The sequence below is a fragment of the Frigoribacterium sp. NPDC087798 genome (assembly GCF_044742985.1).
Lineage (GTDB): Bacteria > Actinomycetota > Actinomycetes > Actinomycetales > Microbacteriaceae > Frigoribacterium.
This window is the reverse complement of the sequence record NZ_JBIUVP010000002.1, coordinates 37,037-51,346: the sequence shown is the minus strand read 5'-3', so window position 1 is coordinate 51,346 and position 14,310 is coordinate 37,037. Positions and strand designations below refer to the sequence as shown.

The 14,310-nt window shown below is 71.8% G+C and carries 12 protein-coding genes and 1 tRNA gene; 4 read left to right on the top strand and 9 right to left on the bottom strand.

Going from position 1 to position 14,310, the window contains the following annotated elements; genetic code table 11:
- Positions 1 to 6: 6 nt before the first annotated feature.
- Both ACIOSR_RS07225 and greA read left to right on the top strand, forming a co-directional pair.
- On the top strand, positions 7 to 486 hold the full coding sequence (locus ACIOSR_RS07225; protein WP_082460587.1) for a DUF4307 domain-containing protein: 480 nt from the start codon (positions 7 to 9) through the stop codon (positions 484 to 486).
- Positions 487 to 628: 142 nt separating this feature from the next.
- On the top strand, positions 629 to 1,120 hold the full coding sequence (greA, locus tag ACIOSR_RS07220) for a transcription elongation factor GreA (protein WP_056048805.1): 492 nt from the start codon (positions 629 to 631) through the stop codon (positions 1,118 to 1,120).
- Positions 1,121 to 1,458: 338 nt separating this feature from the next.
- Here greA and ilvA read toward each other — a convergent pair whose 3' ends face one another.
- Complete coding sequence (ilvA, locus tag ACIOSR_RS07215; RefSeq protein WP_056048808.1) at positions 1,459 to 2,697, bottom strand: threonine ammonia-lyase; 1,239 nt, start codon at positions 2,695 to 2,697, stop codon at positions 1,459 to 1,461.
- Positions 2,690 to 3,871, bottom strand: coding sequence for an AI-2E family transporter (locus ACIOSR_RS07210; RefSeq protein ID WP_123571595.1), 1,182 nt, complete (start codon positions 3,869 to 3,871; stop codon positions 2,690 to 2,692). Before ACIOSR_RS07210 ends, ilvA begins: the two co-directional genes overlap by 8 nt.
- Positions 3,872 to 4,001: 130 nt before the next feature.
- Here ACIOSR_RS07210 and ACIOSR_RS07205 point away from each other — a divergent pair, with 130 nt between their 5' ends.
- Complete coding sequence (locus ACIOSR_RS07205; protein ID WP_402752236.1) at positions 4,002 to 5,252, top strand: winged helix-turn-helix domain-containing protein; 1,251 nt, start codon at positions 4,002 to 4,004, stop codon at positions 5,250 to 5,252.
- Here the strand turns inward: ACIOSR_RS07205 and ACIOSR_RS07200 are convergent.
- Together ACIOSR_RS07200 and ACIOSR_RS07195 are read right to left on the bottom strand one after the other, a co-directional pair.
- Positions 5,249 to 6,154, bottom strand: a complete 906-nt coding sequence (locus ACIOSR_RS07200; protein ID WP_056048814.1) for a M48 family metalloprotease — start codon at positions 6,152 to 6,154, stop codon at positions 5,249 to 5,251. The genes ACIOSR_RS07205 and ACIOSR_RS07200 overlap by 4 nt on opposite strands.
- 25 nt (positions 6,155 to 6,179) lie before the next feature.
- Positions 6,180 to 6,761 (bottom strand): LemA family protein, encoded by a 582-nt coding sequence (locus ACIOSR_RS07195; RefSeq protein ID WP_043597810.1) that lies wholly within the window; start codon positions 6,759 to 6,761, stop codon positions 6,180 to 6,182.
- A 230-nt stretch (positions 6,762 to 6,991) separates the two neighbouring features.
- Between ACIOSR_RS07195 and ACIOSR_RS07190 the strand changes: the two genes are divergently transcribed.
- On the top strand, positions 6,992 to 9,214 hold the full coding sequence (locus tag ACIOSR_RS07190) for a hypothetical protein (RefSeq protein WP_402752235.1): 2,223 nt from the start codon (positions 6,992 to 6,994) through the stop codon (positions 9,212 to 9,214).
- An 896-nt stretch (positions 9,215 to 10,110) separates the two neighbouring features.
- Here ACIOSR_RS07190 and ACIOSR_RS07185 read toward each other — a convergent pair.
- The 5 genes from ACIOSR_RS07185 to ACIOSR_RS07165 form a co-directional block, all read right to left on the bottom strand.
- A tRNA-Leu gene (locus tag ACIOSR_RS07185) sits at positions 10,111 to 10,184 on the bottom strand.
- 128 nt (positions 10,185 to 10,312) lie between these two features.
- Complete coding sequence (locus tag ACIOSR_RS07180; protein WP_402752234.1) at positions 10,313 to 11,821, bottom strand: FAD-dependent oxidoreductase; 1,509 nt, start codon at positions 11,819 to 11,821, stop codon at positions 10,313 to 10,315.
- 39 nt (positions 11,822 to 11,860) lie between these two features.
- The gene (locus ACIOSR_RS07175) at positions 11,861 to 13,108 is read right to left on the bottom strand and encodes a S8 family serine peptidase (protein WP_402752233.1); all 1,248 of its coding nucleotides are present in this window, start codon (positions 13,106 to 13,108) and stop codon (positions 11,861 to 11,863) included.
- A gap of 5 nt (positions 13,109 to 13,113) precedes the next feature.
- Positions 13,114 to 13,671, bottom strand: a complete 558-nt coding sequence (locus tag ACIOSR_RS07170; protein ID WP_402752232.1) for a DUF501 domain-containing protein — start codon at positions 13,669 to 13,671, stop codon at positions 13,114 to 13,116.
- The gene (locus ACIOSR_RS07165) at positions 13,668 to 14,225 is read right to left on the bottom strand and encodes a septum formation initiator family protein (RefSeq protein ID WP_056048823.1); all 558 of its coding nucleotides are present in this window, start codon (positions 14,223 to 14,225) and stop codon (positions 13,668 to 13,670) included. The genes ACIOSR_RS07170 and ACIOSR_RS07165 overlap by 4 nt, the downstream gene beginning before the upstream one ends.
- Between the last annotated feature and the right edge of the window lie 85 nt (positions 14,226 to 14,310).

Genomic DNA, 14,310 nt, shown 5'->3' with positions numbered 1-14,310 from the left:
CTCGCAATGTGTGCCGGGCAGACGTTGCTACCCTGGGGACAGCTTAATCGGACGGAGATCCGCGTGACGTCCACGCCCCGTGTCACCTCGCCCTCGTCGCGCCTCGACGCACGGTACGGGCGTTCGCCGCGGGGTCGGCGCAGACGCCTCGTCGTGGGCCTGTCCGTCGCCGTCGCCTTCGTCGTCGTCTTCGCGGCGTGGGTCGTCTTCGCCGCCTTCGACGGGACCTCGTCCCAGCTCGAATCCGCCGACGTGGGCTACCAGGTGACCTCCGACCGGGCCGTCGAGGTCCAGTACACGGTCACCGCGGACACGGGCGAGGCGGTCGACTGTGCGGTCGAAGCCCAGAACAGCGGCTTCGCGGTCGTCGGCTGGAAGATCGTGCACCTGCCCGCCTCCGAGCGGCGTTCGGTGACCTACACGACCTCGCTCGCGACGTCGGAACGGGCGGTCACGGGCTTGATCTACCGGTGCTGGCTTCCCTAGACTGCTCGGAATCGCACGACGAGACCGGCCACTCGGCCGGTCTCCTTTTTTCGGTGGGCGACCTCGCCCCGGCTCCCGGCACCGCGCCTCCTCGGCTCGAGTCGCCCGACCGGGTTCGGCCGCCGCACGAAACGGAGACACCATGAGCACTGACAACGAGACCACCTGGCTCACGACGGACGCCCGCGACCGTCTGCAGGCCGAGCTCGACACCCTCAGCGGCGAGGGACGTCGCGAGATCGCGTCACGCATCGAAGCCGCCCGCGAAGAGGGCGACCTGAAGGAGAACGGCGGCTACCACGCCGCCAAGGACGAGCAGGGCAAGATGGAGGCGCGCATCCGTACGCTGATCAACCTGCTGAAGCACGCGACGGTCGGTGACTCGACGGCCGCCGACGGCATCGTCGGCCCCGGCACCGTCGTCACGGCGACCATCGCCGGCGACGAGAGCACCTTCCTGCTCGGCAACCGCGAGATCATCGCCGCCGGCAGCGACCTCTCGGTCTACAGCGAGACCAGCCCGCTCGGCCAGGCCATCAACGGGCTGAAGGTCGGCACGACGACCAGCTACACCGCCCCGAACGGCAAGGACATCTCGGTGTCGATCACGAACGTCGAGACCTACCAGCCGTAGGTCCGACGCCGAGGCCCCCGCTCGAACGGAGCGGGGGCCTTCGTCGTCCCGGCCACGGGGGCCCGGACCCTCGACGGGGGTGTCGGCAACTCCGGACTACGGCGTCGTCCGCGGCGGTCCTGCGCCCGCGGGCGGCCGTTCTCCTGAGTTGCCGACGGGGACACGGTGCCGTCGGGAGGCGCGGGCGCGGTCGGGACGCGCAGACCCGGTCAGGAGGCGCGGGCCGCCGTCAGGAGGCGCGGGCACGTTCAGCAGGCGAACACCCGGTCAGGACGCGCAGACCCGGTCAGGAGGCGCGGGCACCGTCAGGAGGCGCGGGGCGCGTCTCGCGGAGTCGGCTAGAAGTCGACGTTGGGCTCGTACCCGGCGTCGCGGAGCCGTTGCAGGACCTCTTCGACGTGGTCCGGCCCGCGCGTCTCGACGCTGAGCTCGAGTTCGACCTCGCTGATCTGGAGCCCGCGACCGTGGCGGGTGTGCAGCACCTCGACCACGTTCGCGTTGGCGTCGGACAGCACTTCGCTGACGCGGGTGAGCTGGCCGGGGCGGTCGGGCATACCGATGCGCAGCTTGACGTAGCGGGCGGCGGCCGCGAGGCCGCGACCGATCACGCGCTCCATCATCAGCGGGTCGATGTTGCCGCCGCTGAGGATCACCACGGTCGTGCCGAGGTCACGCACCTGCTCGGTGAGGATCGCGGCGATGCCCACGGCACCCGCGGCCTCGACGACGAGCTTCGCGCGCTCGAGCAGCACGAGCATCGCCCGGGCCGTGTCGTCGTCGCTGACCGTGACGATCTCGTCGACCGTGTCGCGGATGATCTCGAAGTTGAGCACGCCGGGTTTCGCCACGGCGATGCCGTCGGCGATCGTGGGCTGGGCGTCGATGTCGGTCCGCACGCCGAGTTTCATCGAGACGGCGTACGGGGCGGCGTTGGCCGCCTGCACGCCGATGATGCGGACGTCGCGCCCGGTGCGTGCCGCGCTCTGCTTCAGGGCGCTGGCGACGCCGGCCGCCAGCCCACCTCCGCCGACGGGCACGATCACGGTGTCGACGTCGGGCACCTGTTCGAGGATCTCGAGCCCCAGCGTGCCCTGGCCCGCGACGACGTCGGCGTGGTCGAACGGGGGGATGAAGACGGCGCCCGTCGTGTCGGCGAACTCTTGTGCGGCTCGCAGCGACTGCTCGACCGTGTGCCCCCGGAGGACGACGTCGGCGCCGTAGTGCCGGGTCGCCTGCAGCTTGGGCAGGGCCACGCCGACGGGCATGAAGATCGTGGCCACGATGCCGAGTTCACGGGCCGCCAGGGCGACACCCTGAGCGTGGTTGCCGGCCGAGGCGGCGACGACCCCGCGCGCCTTCTCGTCGTCGCTCAGCTGGGTCAGGCGGTTGTAGGCGCCTCGGATCTTGTACGACCCGGTGCGCTGCAGGTTCTCGCACTTGAGGTGCACCCGCGAGCCGAGCACCTCGGCGAGGTACTGCGAGGTCTCCATCGGGGTGACGCGGACGACCTGCGAGACGCGGTCGCGCGCCTCCTCGATCTCGACGAGGGTGGGACCGGCCAGGGTGCGTTCAGACATCGGTGAGGCCTCCGGGCCGCGTGACGTCGTGCTCGACGGGTCGCGGCTTCTCTCGCCACGTACCCCTCGCGACGTAGGTGATCATGACGTTCAGCACGGCCACGAACGGGACCGCGAAGAGGGCGCCGGGGATCCCGGCGACCAGGGTGCCGGCCGCGACGGCGAAGACGACGGCCAACGGGTGCACCTTGACGGCGCTGCCCATGACGAACGGCTGCAACAGGTGCCCCTCGATCTGCTGCACGAGGATCACCACGGCGAGCATGAGCAGGGCCACGACCCAGCCGTTGTAGACGAGGGCGATGACGACGGCGACGGCTCCGGTCGCGACGGCGCCCACGACGGGCACGAACGACCCGAGGAAGACCGCGATGGCGATCGGTGCCACCAGGGGCAGGCCCAGGAAGAGCGCCCCCAACCCGATGCCCACGGCGTCGACGAACGCGACGAAGATCTGCACCTTGACGAAGTTGGTCAGGGTGAGCCAGCCCGCGCGGCCCGCCCCGTCGATCGCCGGGTGCGAGGCCCGGGGGAAGAGCCGGACGACCCACCGCCAGATCTCGGCCCCGCCGACGAGCACGAAGATCGTCGCGAAGAGCCCCAGCACGAGCCCGGCAGCGACGTGACCCGCGGTCGACCCGACCGAGAGCGCACCGCGCACGAGCGGCTGACTGTCTTGCTGGACGGCCGCCACCGCGTCGGACACGTACCCGTTGATCTGCGCCTCGGTGAGGTGCAACGGCGAGGTGAGCAGGAAGTCCTTGAAGTCGCCGTAGGAGGCGATCGAGCGATCACGCAACGAGGGCCAGCCGTCGACGATCTGGAGGACGACCAGGACGACGAGGCCCGAGACCACCACGAGGAACCCCACCAGGACGGACACGACCGCCAACCACTTGGGCCAACGGTGCCGCTGCAGCCACCCCGAGAGCGGGACGAGCAGCGCGGAGATCAACAGGGCCACCAAGAAGGGGATGACGATGACCCGCAGCTGGGTGATCGACCAGATGACGACGCCGGCCACGGCCACGATCACCAGGATGCGCCAGGACCAGGCCCCGGCGATGACCATGCCCCGCGGCACCGACGGATCGGCGACGACACCGGCCGCGCGACCGCTCGTGACGTCGCCCTGCACCTCGTCGCCGCGCGTGGGGCGGTTCCGCCAGATCATCGCGTCAGTTTATGGCCCTGCGGGGCCGGTCACCTACCCCTCCACATGCCGGTGCACGCATGTGTCGACGGGGACCAGGCGACACCAGGAGGCGCGGCGCGCGTCGGTGGCCGTCGCTACAGTCGTCCGCGTGCCCCGTCAGCAGCTCTCCCCCGCCCAGGCCCGTCGCGTCGCCTTGGCGGCGCAGGGCTTCGGGAGGCCCGTCGACGGCCCTGCCCGCCCGGGGACGCGGCAGCTGAACGGCCTCGTCGATCGCCTCGGCCTGCTGCAGATCGACTCGGTGAACGTGTTCGAGCGCAGCCACTACCTGCCCGCGTTCGCACGACTGGGCGCGTACGACCGCGCGACCCTCGACCGCCTCACCTTCGCTCCCCGTGGGCGGTACGTCGAGTACTGGGCCCACGAGGCCGCCATCGTCCCGGTGTCGACCTGGCCCCTGTTGCGGTGGCGCATGCGCGACTACGACGCGAAATGGCGGGGGGACGCCTCCTCGTGGCTGTCGACGAGTCCGCGCATGGAACGCTGGCTGCTCGACGAGATCCGCGACAAGGGGCCGCTGCCGGCCAGCCTGGTCGAGGCCGACGCCGCCCTCTTCCCCCAGCCAGACCGGACGGGCCCGTGGTGGGGGTGGGGTGACGTGAAGCGCGGCCTCGAGTCGCTGTTCCGCACGGGCGCCCTGGTCAGTGCCGGTCGCCGTCGGTTCGAGCGCGTCTACGCGCTGCCCGAACAGGTGCTGTCGGCCGAGGTCCTGGCCGTCGACGTCGACCGTCACGAGGCCCACCGGCGCCTCGTCGCCCACGCGGCCCGCGCCTCCGGGGTCGCGACGGCCGCCGACCTCGCCGACTACTTCCGCCTCAAGGCCGCCGACGTCGTACCCGCCCTGCGCGAGCTCCACGACGACGGTGTCGTCGAACCCGTGGACGTGCCGGGTTGGGGTGCGACCGCGTGGCTGCACCGTGACGCCCGCGTACCCCGTCGGCTCGAGGCCGACGCCGTGCTGTCACCGTTCGACCCCGTCGTCTGGCACCGGCCCCGGGCGGAACGCCTCTTCGACTTCCGCTACCGCATCGAGATCTACACCCCGCGCGAGAAACGCGTGCACGGCTACTACGTCCTCCCCGTCCTGCAGGACGACCAGCTGGTGGGGCGGGTCGACCTCAAGAGCGATCGTCAGGCGGGCGTCCTGCGGGTGCAGGCGGCATGGCTTGAGCGCGACCTCCCCGTCGACGTCGAGCGGCTCGTGACGACGCTGCGCCGGGCGGCCGCCTGGCAGGGACTGGACGCCGTCGAGGTGGCCGATCGGGGCGACCTGGCGGGCCGACTCCGCACGGTGCTGACCGGCCGGGCCGACGCGGCCGGCCCGGCCGACCCCCTCGGTTAGAAGGTCCCGGCGTTCTGTCGCAGCCGCTGGATGCGATCGGCGAGCGGAGGGTGCGTGCTGAAGAGTCGGTCCATCACGCCGGGCTTCATCGGATCGCTGATCCAGAGGTGCGACATCGAGGTGTTCTGCTGCCGCATGGGCCGCCCCTGGGCACCGAGCTTCTCGAGGGCTCGGGCGAGACCCTCGGGGTACCGCGTCGTCAACGCCCCGGTGGCATCGGCGAGGTACTCGCGCTGACGCGAGACGGCCGCCTGGACACCTGCCGCGGCGAGAGGGGCGATGATCATGGCCACCAGACCGAGCACCAGGAAGACGGGGTTCCCGCCGCCCCCACCGTTGTTGTTCGAGTTGCGGTTCCCCCCTGACAACGCGCTGAAGAACGACATGCGCAACAGGATGTCGGCCAGGAAGCCCACGGCCACGACGAGGCCGAACACCATGGTCGACACACGGATGTCGTAGTTCTTCACGTGACCGAGCTCGTGAGCCATGACGCCCTGGAGCTCGCTGTCGTCCATGATCTCGAGCAGGCCGGTCGTGGCGGCGACCACGGCGTGTTCCGGGTCGCGGCCCGTGGCGAAGGCGTTGGGGGCCGGATCGACCACGACGTAGACCTTGGGCATCGGCATGCCCATCGTGATGCTGAGGTTCTCGACCGTGCGGTACAACCGCGGAGCCGTCACACCGTCGACCTGCTGGGCGTTGCTCATCGAGAGCGCCTGCCCGCTGGCCGCGAAGTACTGGATCACGGCGTACACCGCGGCACCACCGAGAACCAGGAAACCGATCGACCCGTTGTTCCAGATGGCGCTCGCGGCGAACCCGAGGGCCCCGACGATCACCAGGAAGATCAGGACGATGAAGACGGTGTTGCGCTTGTTGCGCGAGATCGCGGAGTACACGGTGTCGAGGACGACTCGGGCTGGATCAGAACTGGACGCGCGGCGGTTCGGCGATCGCCGACGGCTCGGAGACCTCGAAGAAGTCCCGCTCGCTGAAGCCGAGCCGCTTTGCGAAGAGGGAGTTGGGGAAGACGCGGTTCTTGGTGTTGAACTCGCGGACGCCGCCGTTGTAGAAGCGGCGCGCGGCTTGGATCTTGTCCTCGGTGTCGACCAGCTCGGACTGCAACTGCAGGAAGTTCTGGCTCGCCTGGAGCTGCGGGTAGGCCTCGGCCACGGCGAAGATGCTCTTCAGGGCGGTCTGCATGTGCCCTTCGGCAGCCGACGCCTCGGCCGGTGTGCCCGCTCCGATGGTCTCGGCACGGGCCGCCGTCACGTTCTGGAAGACGGACGATTCGTGCGAGGCGTATCCCTTGACCGCCTCGATGATGTTGGGGATCAGGTCGGCCCGGCGTTTGAGCTGGATCGTGATGTCGCTCCACGCCTCGTCGACGCGCACCTTCAGGGTCACCAACGAGTTGTAGGTGGCCCAGAGGTAGATGCCGATGATGACCGCGAGCAGGACGATGATCCCTGCTGCTACCAAGATGCCGATCGTGGCCGGTTGCATGACGTGTCACTCCTAGGTGGTGGACCGATGACGGCGGGCGCCGGATGGTCGCCCGCGACCGGGGTCGGGTCGTCGGGAGTCCGTTGGACACTATAAATGCGCTGCATGTGGGGTCCCTGCCCGTCGGGTGATCTCGAAGCAGACTCCCGAGGAGGGCCCGACCGGGCATCTCCCCCGCACGACTCCCCCGCACAACGGATTGACTTGTACCCCGCGAACGTGCTGAATGGGTGACAGTGTTCGAGCCGCCGACCCTGCGTCCCCCGCGTCCGTCGACCCCCGTCGACGGACGGCTCGTGGTCGAGCCGCGACACGGACGGCGTGTCGCCTCGACCCTCGCGACGGTCGTGCTGGGTCTCTCGCTCGCCCTGTCGGGCGGAGTCGGCGCACTCGCCGCGGGCAGCCCGTCGGGCACCCCCGCACCCGGCCCGTCGCTCGGCCAGCCCCCTCCCGGTCCGGTCGCACCCACGATCGGCGACGTCGGAGACCGGGACGTGAACGCCGTCGTGGTCGGCGGGACCGGCACGCCCGGAGCCACCGTGAGGGTGCTCGACCCCCGCGTCCCCAGTCGAGCCCTCTGCGAGGTCACCCTGCCCACCGGTGACCCGGCCGGCGTCCCCTGGTCGTGCCCGGTGACGCTGGAGGACGGTGCCGACCAGACCCTCACGGTCCGAGACGTGACGAATGCCGCCGAGTTCGACGACGCCGTCAGCGCTCCGTTCTCGGTGCTCGGCCCGCCCACGGTCCAGGGCGGACCCGCCGTCGGTGGCAAGGTCGCGGGCACCGCGTTCCCCGGTGCCCGCATCACGGTCGGCGGAGGCGCGGGGCCGGTCTCGGCGACGGCCGACGGCGCCGGGGCCTGGTCGGCCGTGCTCCCGTCGGCGACCTGGCCGACCGGCCGGTACACGGTCACGGCGTCCCAGTCCTCGGACTCCGTTCCCGCCGTGCCCCGGTCCTCGACCTCCACCGGCGTCACCGTCACGATCGACCGCGACCCACCCGCCCCGCCGGCCGTGCTCACGCCCCAGGCCGGCGAACGGGTCGCCTCGCAACCGCTCACCTTCTCGGGGACGGGAGAAGACGGCGCGACCGTCACCGCCTACGTCGACAGCACCCCGGTCTGCCAGGCCACGGTCTCCGGCGGCGCATGGGCCTGCACGTCGTCCGATGCCACCCTCGCCGACGGAGAGCACGTGGTCCAGGCCGCACAGATCGACCCGTCGGTGAACGTCGGGCCGCCCAGCGCGGGCATCTCGATCACGGTGACGTCGTCGGCCGCGCAGCCCGCGCCTCCTTCGTCCTCGGCCGCTCCGGCACCGACGGCGGCGCCCGGTGCGTCCGGGGGCGCCGTCCCCTCCGAGCCGGTCCCCGGGGCGCCCGGAGCCCCGGGGACCGGTGACGGGCCGGGAGGCACTCCCGGTGGCGTTGACGAGGTACCACCCGAAGCGACCACACCGACGGCGGACTCCTGGGCGGCCGCGACGACGTTCGGTCGCGACCTGCCGTCCCTCGGCCGGACGATGACCGGGACGGGATGGTTGATCGCTCTCGGCCTCGCAGCCGCGTTCGTGCTGCTCGTCGTCGCCCCGGCACGTCTGCTGGCCACGGCGATGCGAGGTCGCCGCGCGCCGCGCGCCCCGCGGCTCACCGGCCGGAACCATCGTCGGGAACTCCCGACCTCGTTCTCGACCGCCACACTCGACCCGCGCCTCGCCGCCGTGCTGACCATCGCGGCCGGAGCCGCCGTGGTCGGGCTGGCGGCCGGCCTCGACGACGAGGTCCGCTACGCACGCCTGTTCGCCGGGATCGTCGTCGGAGTCGCCCTGGTCAACGTGCTCGCGGTCGTCGTCCCCACCCTGGTGATGGGGCGTTCCCCGGACCGCGAGGCGCGCATCCGCATGTCACCGCGCCTCCTCCTCGTCGCCGTCGTCGCCTGCGCGGTGACGCGGTCGCTCGGCCTGGACCCGCCCCTCGTGCTCGGGGTGGTGCTCGTCGGAAGCCTCGCCGCAGCGCCCCGGTCGGCGCACCACGGCCGGACCGGTGAGGTGGGCGATCGCGAGGCAGGACTGCTCGCGCTCGTCCAGGTCGCCGCTCTGGTGGTCGTGGCGGCCGGGGCCTGGGCCGTCCACGGCGCCCTCCCCGCCACCGGTGGGTTCTTCACCGAGCTGGCCCTCGAGACGAGCGCGACGGTCTGCCTGACCGGGCTCGGATCGCTCGTGCTCGCGCTCGTACCGATGGGCTCCCTGCCGGGTCGACGCCTCTGGGCCTGGTCGCGCCCGCTGCACGTGGCACTCACGGTCGTCGGCGTCACGGCGGCCGCCGCCGTGCTCACGGGCGGCTCGTCGTCCTTCCCGATCGGAGGCGCGGTCGTGGCCGCCGCCGTGACCGCGGGCCTCTGCGTCGCGGCCTGGCTCTGGACGTCGTTCGTCGAGATCGACACCGACGACGCCTGACCTGACGCGCCTCCGTCGCCGGCCGTCTCGACTGCGGCTCACGCGACCGTGTTCGGGGCGGCGGATGTCACGCGGACGACTGCCAGGCCGTCGGGCTGCCGGTGGACCCGGGACTCGCCGCACTGCCTGCAGCAGTCGGCGTCGTCGTCGTCGTCGTCGGCAATTCAGGAAACCGACGCACGAACGGACGGAGACGGCCTGCCGATCCTCCGATCTCCTGAGTTGTCGACGTAGAGCAGGGCAGGGCTAGGCAGGGCGGGCGGGGCAGGGCAGGGCAGGGCAGACGGAGCAGGGCGGAGCAGGGCAGGGCAGGGCAGGGCAGGGCAGACGGAGCAGGGCAGGGACAGGGCGGAGCGGGGCAGAGCGCGGCAGAGCAGGGCGGCGCGCGGCCGGCAGGGTGCGGCGGGGTAGCTCGGGGCGCGGCGGGGGGTGGCGGAGCGGAACACGCGGGCGGGCGGCGCGCGACAGGGGCCGAGGCGATGCGGCCACACGGCGGACGCGACCGCCGGCCGGACGCGTGAAGTCGGCAACTCAGGAGAACGACGCCGGAACGCGCGCGACGTGCCCCGGAGCACGCCGATCTCCTGAGTTGCCGACGATGCTCGCGCCGCGCGGGCGGGCGGTCGGGCGGTCTGGCTGGCAGAGCTGGCGGGGCTACGGGGTGGGAGCGGACGAGCGGGCGCGCGGGCTGGGGCCTACGCGAGGGCGCGGGCGAGAGCTGGAGGCGCGGGCGAGGGCGAGGGGGCGGGGCCTACGCGAAAGCACGAGGCGCGGCGGGGTCGACAGCGAGGCGCTTGCGTTCCGCAGGGGCCCAGCCGCGATCAGCACCGAGCGCCGGGGCAGACGCCACCTCGCCACCTCGGGCGGCACCTGATCCGGCAGGGAGGGGCGGCACGTGCCCCCGCAGGGACTCGAACCCTGACTGAAGCGATTTTAAGTCGCCTGCCTCTGCCGATTGGGCTACGGGGGCCCGAGCGACCAGCCTACGAGACGCGGACGCCCGCCACGCTGCAGGCAGCGGGCGGGCGTCTCGGACGTGCTCGAGGGTCACTCGGAGGCGGGCACCGCGTCGGTCACCGCGGTCTCGCCGGTGATCTCCTACTTGGCGGCGGGCTTGCGCGCGGACGCCTTGCGAGGAGCACCGGTCGCTGCCTCGCCGACCTCGGCCGTGCCCTTCTTGGCCGTTCCGTCGTCCTCGACCGGGTTCGCGTACGCGGGCCCCGCCTCGCCGGCGGGCTGGCCGGCACCGACGGATGCGGGCGCGGGAGCCTCGGCGGGCGTCTCGACAGCCGCCTTGGGACGCGAGGCGAACTCTTCGAAGGCCGCCCGGGGGCGCTCACGGTTGTCGAGCGAGACGATGTCGCGTCCCAACCAGAAGTTGTTCCACCAACCGCCGACGACGCGGAACTTGCGCTCGAAGGAGGGCATCGCCATGCCGTGGTACCCGCGGTGGGCGGCCCAGGCCGGGAAGCCCTTCATGGCGAACTTGCCGCTCTGGAAGACGCCGACGTTCAGCCCCAGGCCGGCGACGGCTCCGAGGTTCTCGTGCTTGTAGTCGACGAGTCCTTCTCCGCGGAGCGAGGCGACGATGTTCTTCGCGAGACGCTTGCCCATGCGGACGGCGTGCTGGGCGTTCGGCACGCAGAAGCCGCCCACGCCCTTCCCGGTGAGGTCGGGGGTGGCGGCGACGTCACCACAGGCCCAGGCGTCGGGGACGACGGTCTCACCGTCGACGATGCGAAGGTCGGCCTTGACGGTGATGCGTCCGCGCTGTTCGAGCGGGAAGTCGGTGCCGCGGACCATCGGGTTGGCCATGACGCCGGCCGTCCAGACGATGAGGTCGGACTCGAACGACTCGCCCGTGGACAGTTCGATCTTCCCGCCGACCGCCGACTGCAGCTGCGTGTCGAGGTGGACCGTCGCGGCGCGTTCGGCGAGGTTCTTGAGCACCCAGTGGCTCGTCTCGAGCGAGACCTCGGGCATGATGCGACCCATCGCCTCGACGAGGTGGAAGTGCGTGTCGTCGATGGTGAGGTCGGGGTAGTTCTTGAGCAGGTCGCTGGCGAAGCTGCGCAGCTCGGCGAAGACCTCGATGCCGGCGAAGCCACCGCCGACCACGACGACCGTGAGCAGGCGGTCGCGCTCGGGACCGGCCGGCAGGTTGGCGGCCTTCTGGAAGTTCGTGAGCACCTTGTCACGGATCGCGGCGGCCTCTTCGATGGTCTTGAGGCCGATGGCCTCGTCGGCGACGCCCGGGATCGGGAAGGTGCGGGACACGGCGCCGGCCGTCATGACGATCTGGTCGTACTGCATCGTCCACGCGTCGCCCACCTCGGGCGTGATCGTGGCGGTCTTCGAGGCGTGGTCCACGCCGGTGACCTTGGCCGTGACGACGTTCGTCTTCTTGAGGTGGCGGCGGAGGGCGACGACCGCGTGGCGCGGCTCGATCGACCCGGCGGCGACCTCGGGCAGGAACGGCTGGTACGTCATGTAGGGCAGCGGGTCGACGATCGTGACCTCGGCCTCACCCGCGCGCAACCACTTCTCGAGCTTCCAGGCAGTGTAGAAACCGGCGTAGCCGCCGCCGACGATCAGGATTTTGGGCACGGCGAATGTCTCCTTGAGATGGGGGTGTCGCAGACGACCTTACCCCGAGCGCCGCGCACGCCTGAACTGGCGGACCGCCCCGACGGCGACGAGGACGGCCGCTCCCCCGAAGACCGTGAGGACGATCAACGGGATGCCCGTCGACCTCATGGTCTCGACCGTGGGCAGCAGGACCGCCAACGGCTGACCCGGATCGGTCACCGGTGTCGGCACGGGGGCCTCGACGGTCGGGTTCGTCGCCTGCGCCGACGGCACCGGCACGTCCGCCCGCCGGTGCACGCGGATCCACTCGGCCAGGTCGCCCATGGGGTTCTCGGCGACCGTCGGCACCGAGGCCGTGACGGCCGCGGCCGCGTCGACGAGGCCGTGCCCGTACAGCGGGTCGGGGGTCGTGGCCCCCTTCGGCGTGGCCGTCGCGACGACCCGGTTGATGACGTCGTCGGCGTCGAGCTCGGGATGGGCACTGCGCACGAGGGCGACGATGCCCGCCACGAGGGGCGTGGCACCGCTCGTGCCGCTCCAGCTGTAGTGGACGTCACCGGGACCGACGCCCACGAGGTCCTCGCTCGGGGCGGCCACGCCGATCGTGATGCCCTGGCTCGACGCGTCGAAGCTCGCCGTGCCCTGGCGATCCACGCCGGCGACGGTCAGGACGCCCGGCATGGTCGCGGGCGCGCCGACCTCGGTCGTGCCGCTGCCGCGGTTGCCGGCCGCCGCGACGACGACGACGTCGTGCTGCATGGCGTAGAGGAAGGCGTCGTCCCAGCTGGTCGGCCAGTCGAGCGTGTTGCGGGTCAGGGACATGTTGATGACGTCCGCCCCGGCGTCGACCGCCCAGCGCACCGCCCGGGCGATCTGGTCGTCGGAGTCCACCGCCGACGAGCCGAAGCCCACCGACACCGAGAGCAGGTCGGCCTCGGGTGCGACGCCGATCACGCCGTCGCCGGACCCGGTGCCACGGCCGGCGACCATCGATCCGACCAGCGTGCCGTGGTTCGGGTCGTCGCCGACCGGCGTCTGACCGTCGGCCGAGCCGAGCCCCGACACGTCGGTGCCGCCGACGACGACGCCCTCGAGTTCACGCACCGACGAATCGACGCCGGTGTCGATCACGGCCACGGTCGTCCCCGCCCCCCGTGTGGTCTGCCACGCCCGTTGGATGCCGTAGTCGGCGAGCCAGTACTCGGCATCGCGGACCTGGTCGGCCGATGCGGCCGACGCCGGCACGACGGCAGCGACGAGGGCCCCCAGCACGATCGCCACCACGAACCCCCCGGAACGGCGCACGCGCGTCAGGCTCCCCCACCGGTCGCGGGCGAGGCGGCGGCCGGCTGGTCGTCGGCCAGGAAGTCGGGGCACCGGCACACGTCGGGACTCCACGACGCCCGCTCGAGGGCGAGGTCGCCGAAGGGGTTGACCCCCGGCCCGGCGGCGAGCGAGTGACCGACGAGGGCGTGCAGGCACTTGACCCGCTCGGGCATGCCACCCGCCGTGACGTGGTCGATCTCGTCCACGTGCTCGATGCCCTCGCGGTCGGCCAGGTACGCCTCGTGCGCGGCGTGGTAACGGCCTCGCAACTCGGGGTCGGACTCGAGGAGCTCGGTGAACTCGGCCATCACCCCGGTGGCCTCGAGGGTCGACACGGCAGCCGTGGCACCGGGGTGGCACAGGTAGTAGAGCGTGGGGAAGGGCGTGCCGTCGGTCAGCCGCGGTTTCGTCGCCACGACGGTGGGTGCGCCGCAGACGCAGCGCGCGGCGATGCCGATGACGTCGCGCGCGGGCCGCCCGAGCTGGGCGGTCACGACACGGACGTCGTGGTCGGTCACGGGGTCGAAGGGGGGCGTGGTCACGGCGTGCCACCTGTCTGCTCGGAGGTCGGGGCGGGCACCTGGCTGCCGCTGATGTCGGGGGCGACGAGTTCGGTCGCGGGCTCGTCGCTCAGCCCGGCGTCGAGCACCGAGGCCGTCATCGCCGCCACCCAGTCGACCTGGGGCGTCTGGAGCGAGTCGCTGATCGTCGTGCCGGTGCCCGGAGCCGTGCCGGGCGCCTGGGCCGCGTCGTCGCCCATCACGAGGTAGCTGTACTCACCCGGGTAGACGTAGAGCAGGCGGTCGCGTGCCTGGGCCTCGATGTACGCCGGATCGCTCCATCGCGCGACGTCTTCTTTCAACTCGTCGACGGACTGCTCTTGCTGCCGGACGTCGTCCTGGAGGGCCGCGATCTGTTGCTGCTGCTGCACCAGGGTGCGCAGCGAGGGCGCGAGGATGACGACGAACATGACCAGGATGACCAGCATGAGCACGCTGAACCCCGAGAACCGGATCGACCGCAGCCAGTGGCCCGTCGGCGTCTCGCCGGTCGGCAGGGTCACCGGCACACGGCGGTTCGCGGTCTCACGGGGCATGGGACGAGCCTAAAGGACGTCTCTGGGGAACGACGGAGGCCCGCCCCGCACGAGCAGGACGGGCCCCGAGGAGGCGCGGGTCGCG

Coding starts and splice junctions, on each gene's coding strand:
- ACIOSR_RS07225 (WP_082460587.1), top strand. CDS start 7: ATGTGTGCCGGGCAGACGTTGCTACCCTGGGGACAGCTTAATCGGACG.
- greA (WP_056048805.1), top strand. CDS start 629: ATGAGCACTGACAACGAGACCACCTGGCTCACGACGGACGCCCGCGAC.
- ilvA (WP_056048808.1), bottom strand. CDS start 2,697: ATGTCTGAACGCACCCTGGCCGGTCCCACCCTCGTCGAGATCGAGGAG.
- ACIOSR_RS07210 (WP_123571595.1), bottom strand. CDS start 3,871: ATGATCTGGCGGAACCGCCCCACGCGCGGCGACGAGGTGCAGGGCGAC.
- ACIOSR_RS07195 (WP_043597810.1), bottom strand. CDS start 6,761: ATGCAACCGGCCACGATCGGCATCTTGGTAGCAGCAGGGATCATCGTC.
- ACIOSR_RS07165 (WP_056048823.1), bottom strand. CDS start 14,225: ATGCCCCGTGAGACCGCGAACCGCCGTGTGCCGGTGACCCTGCCGACC.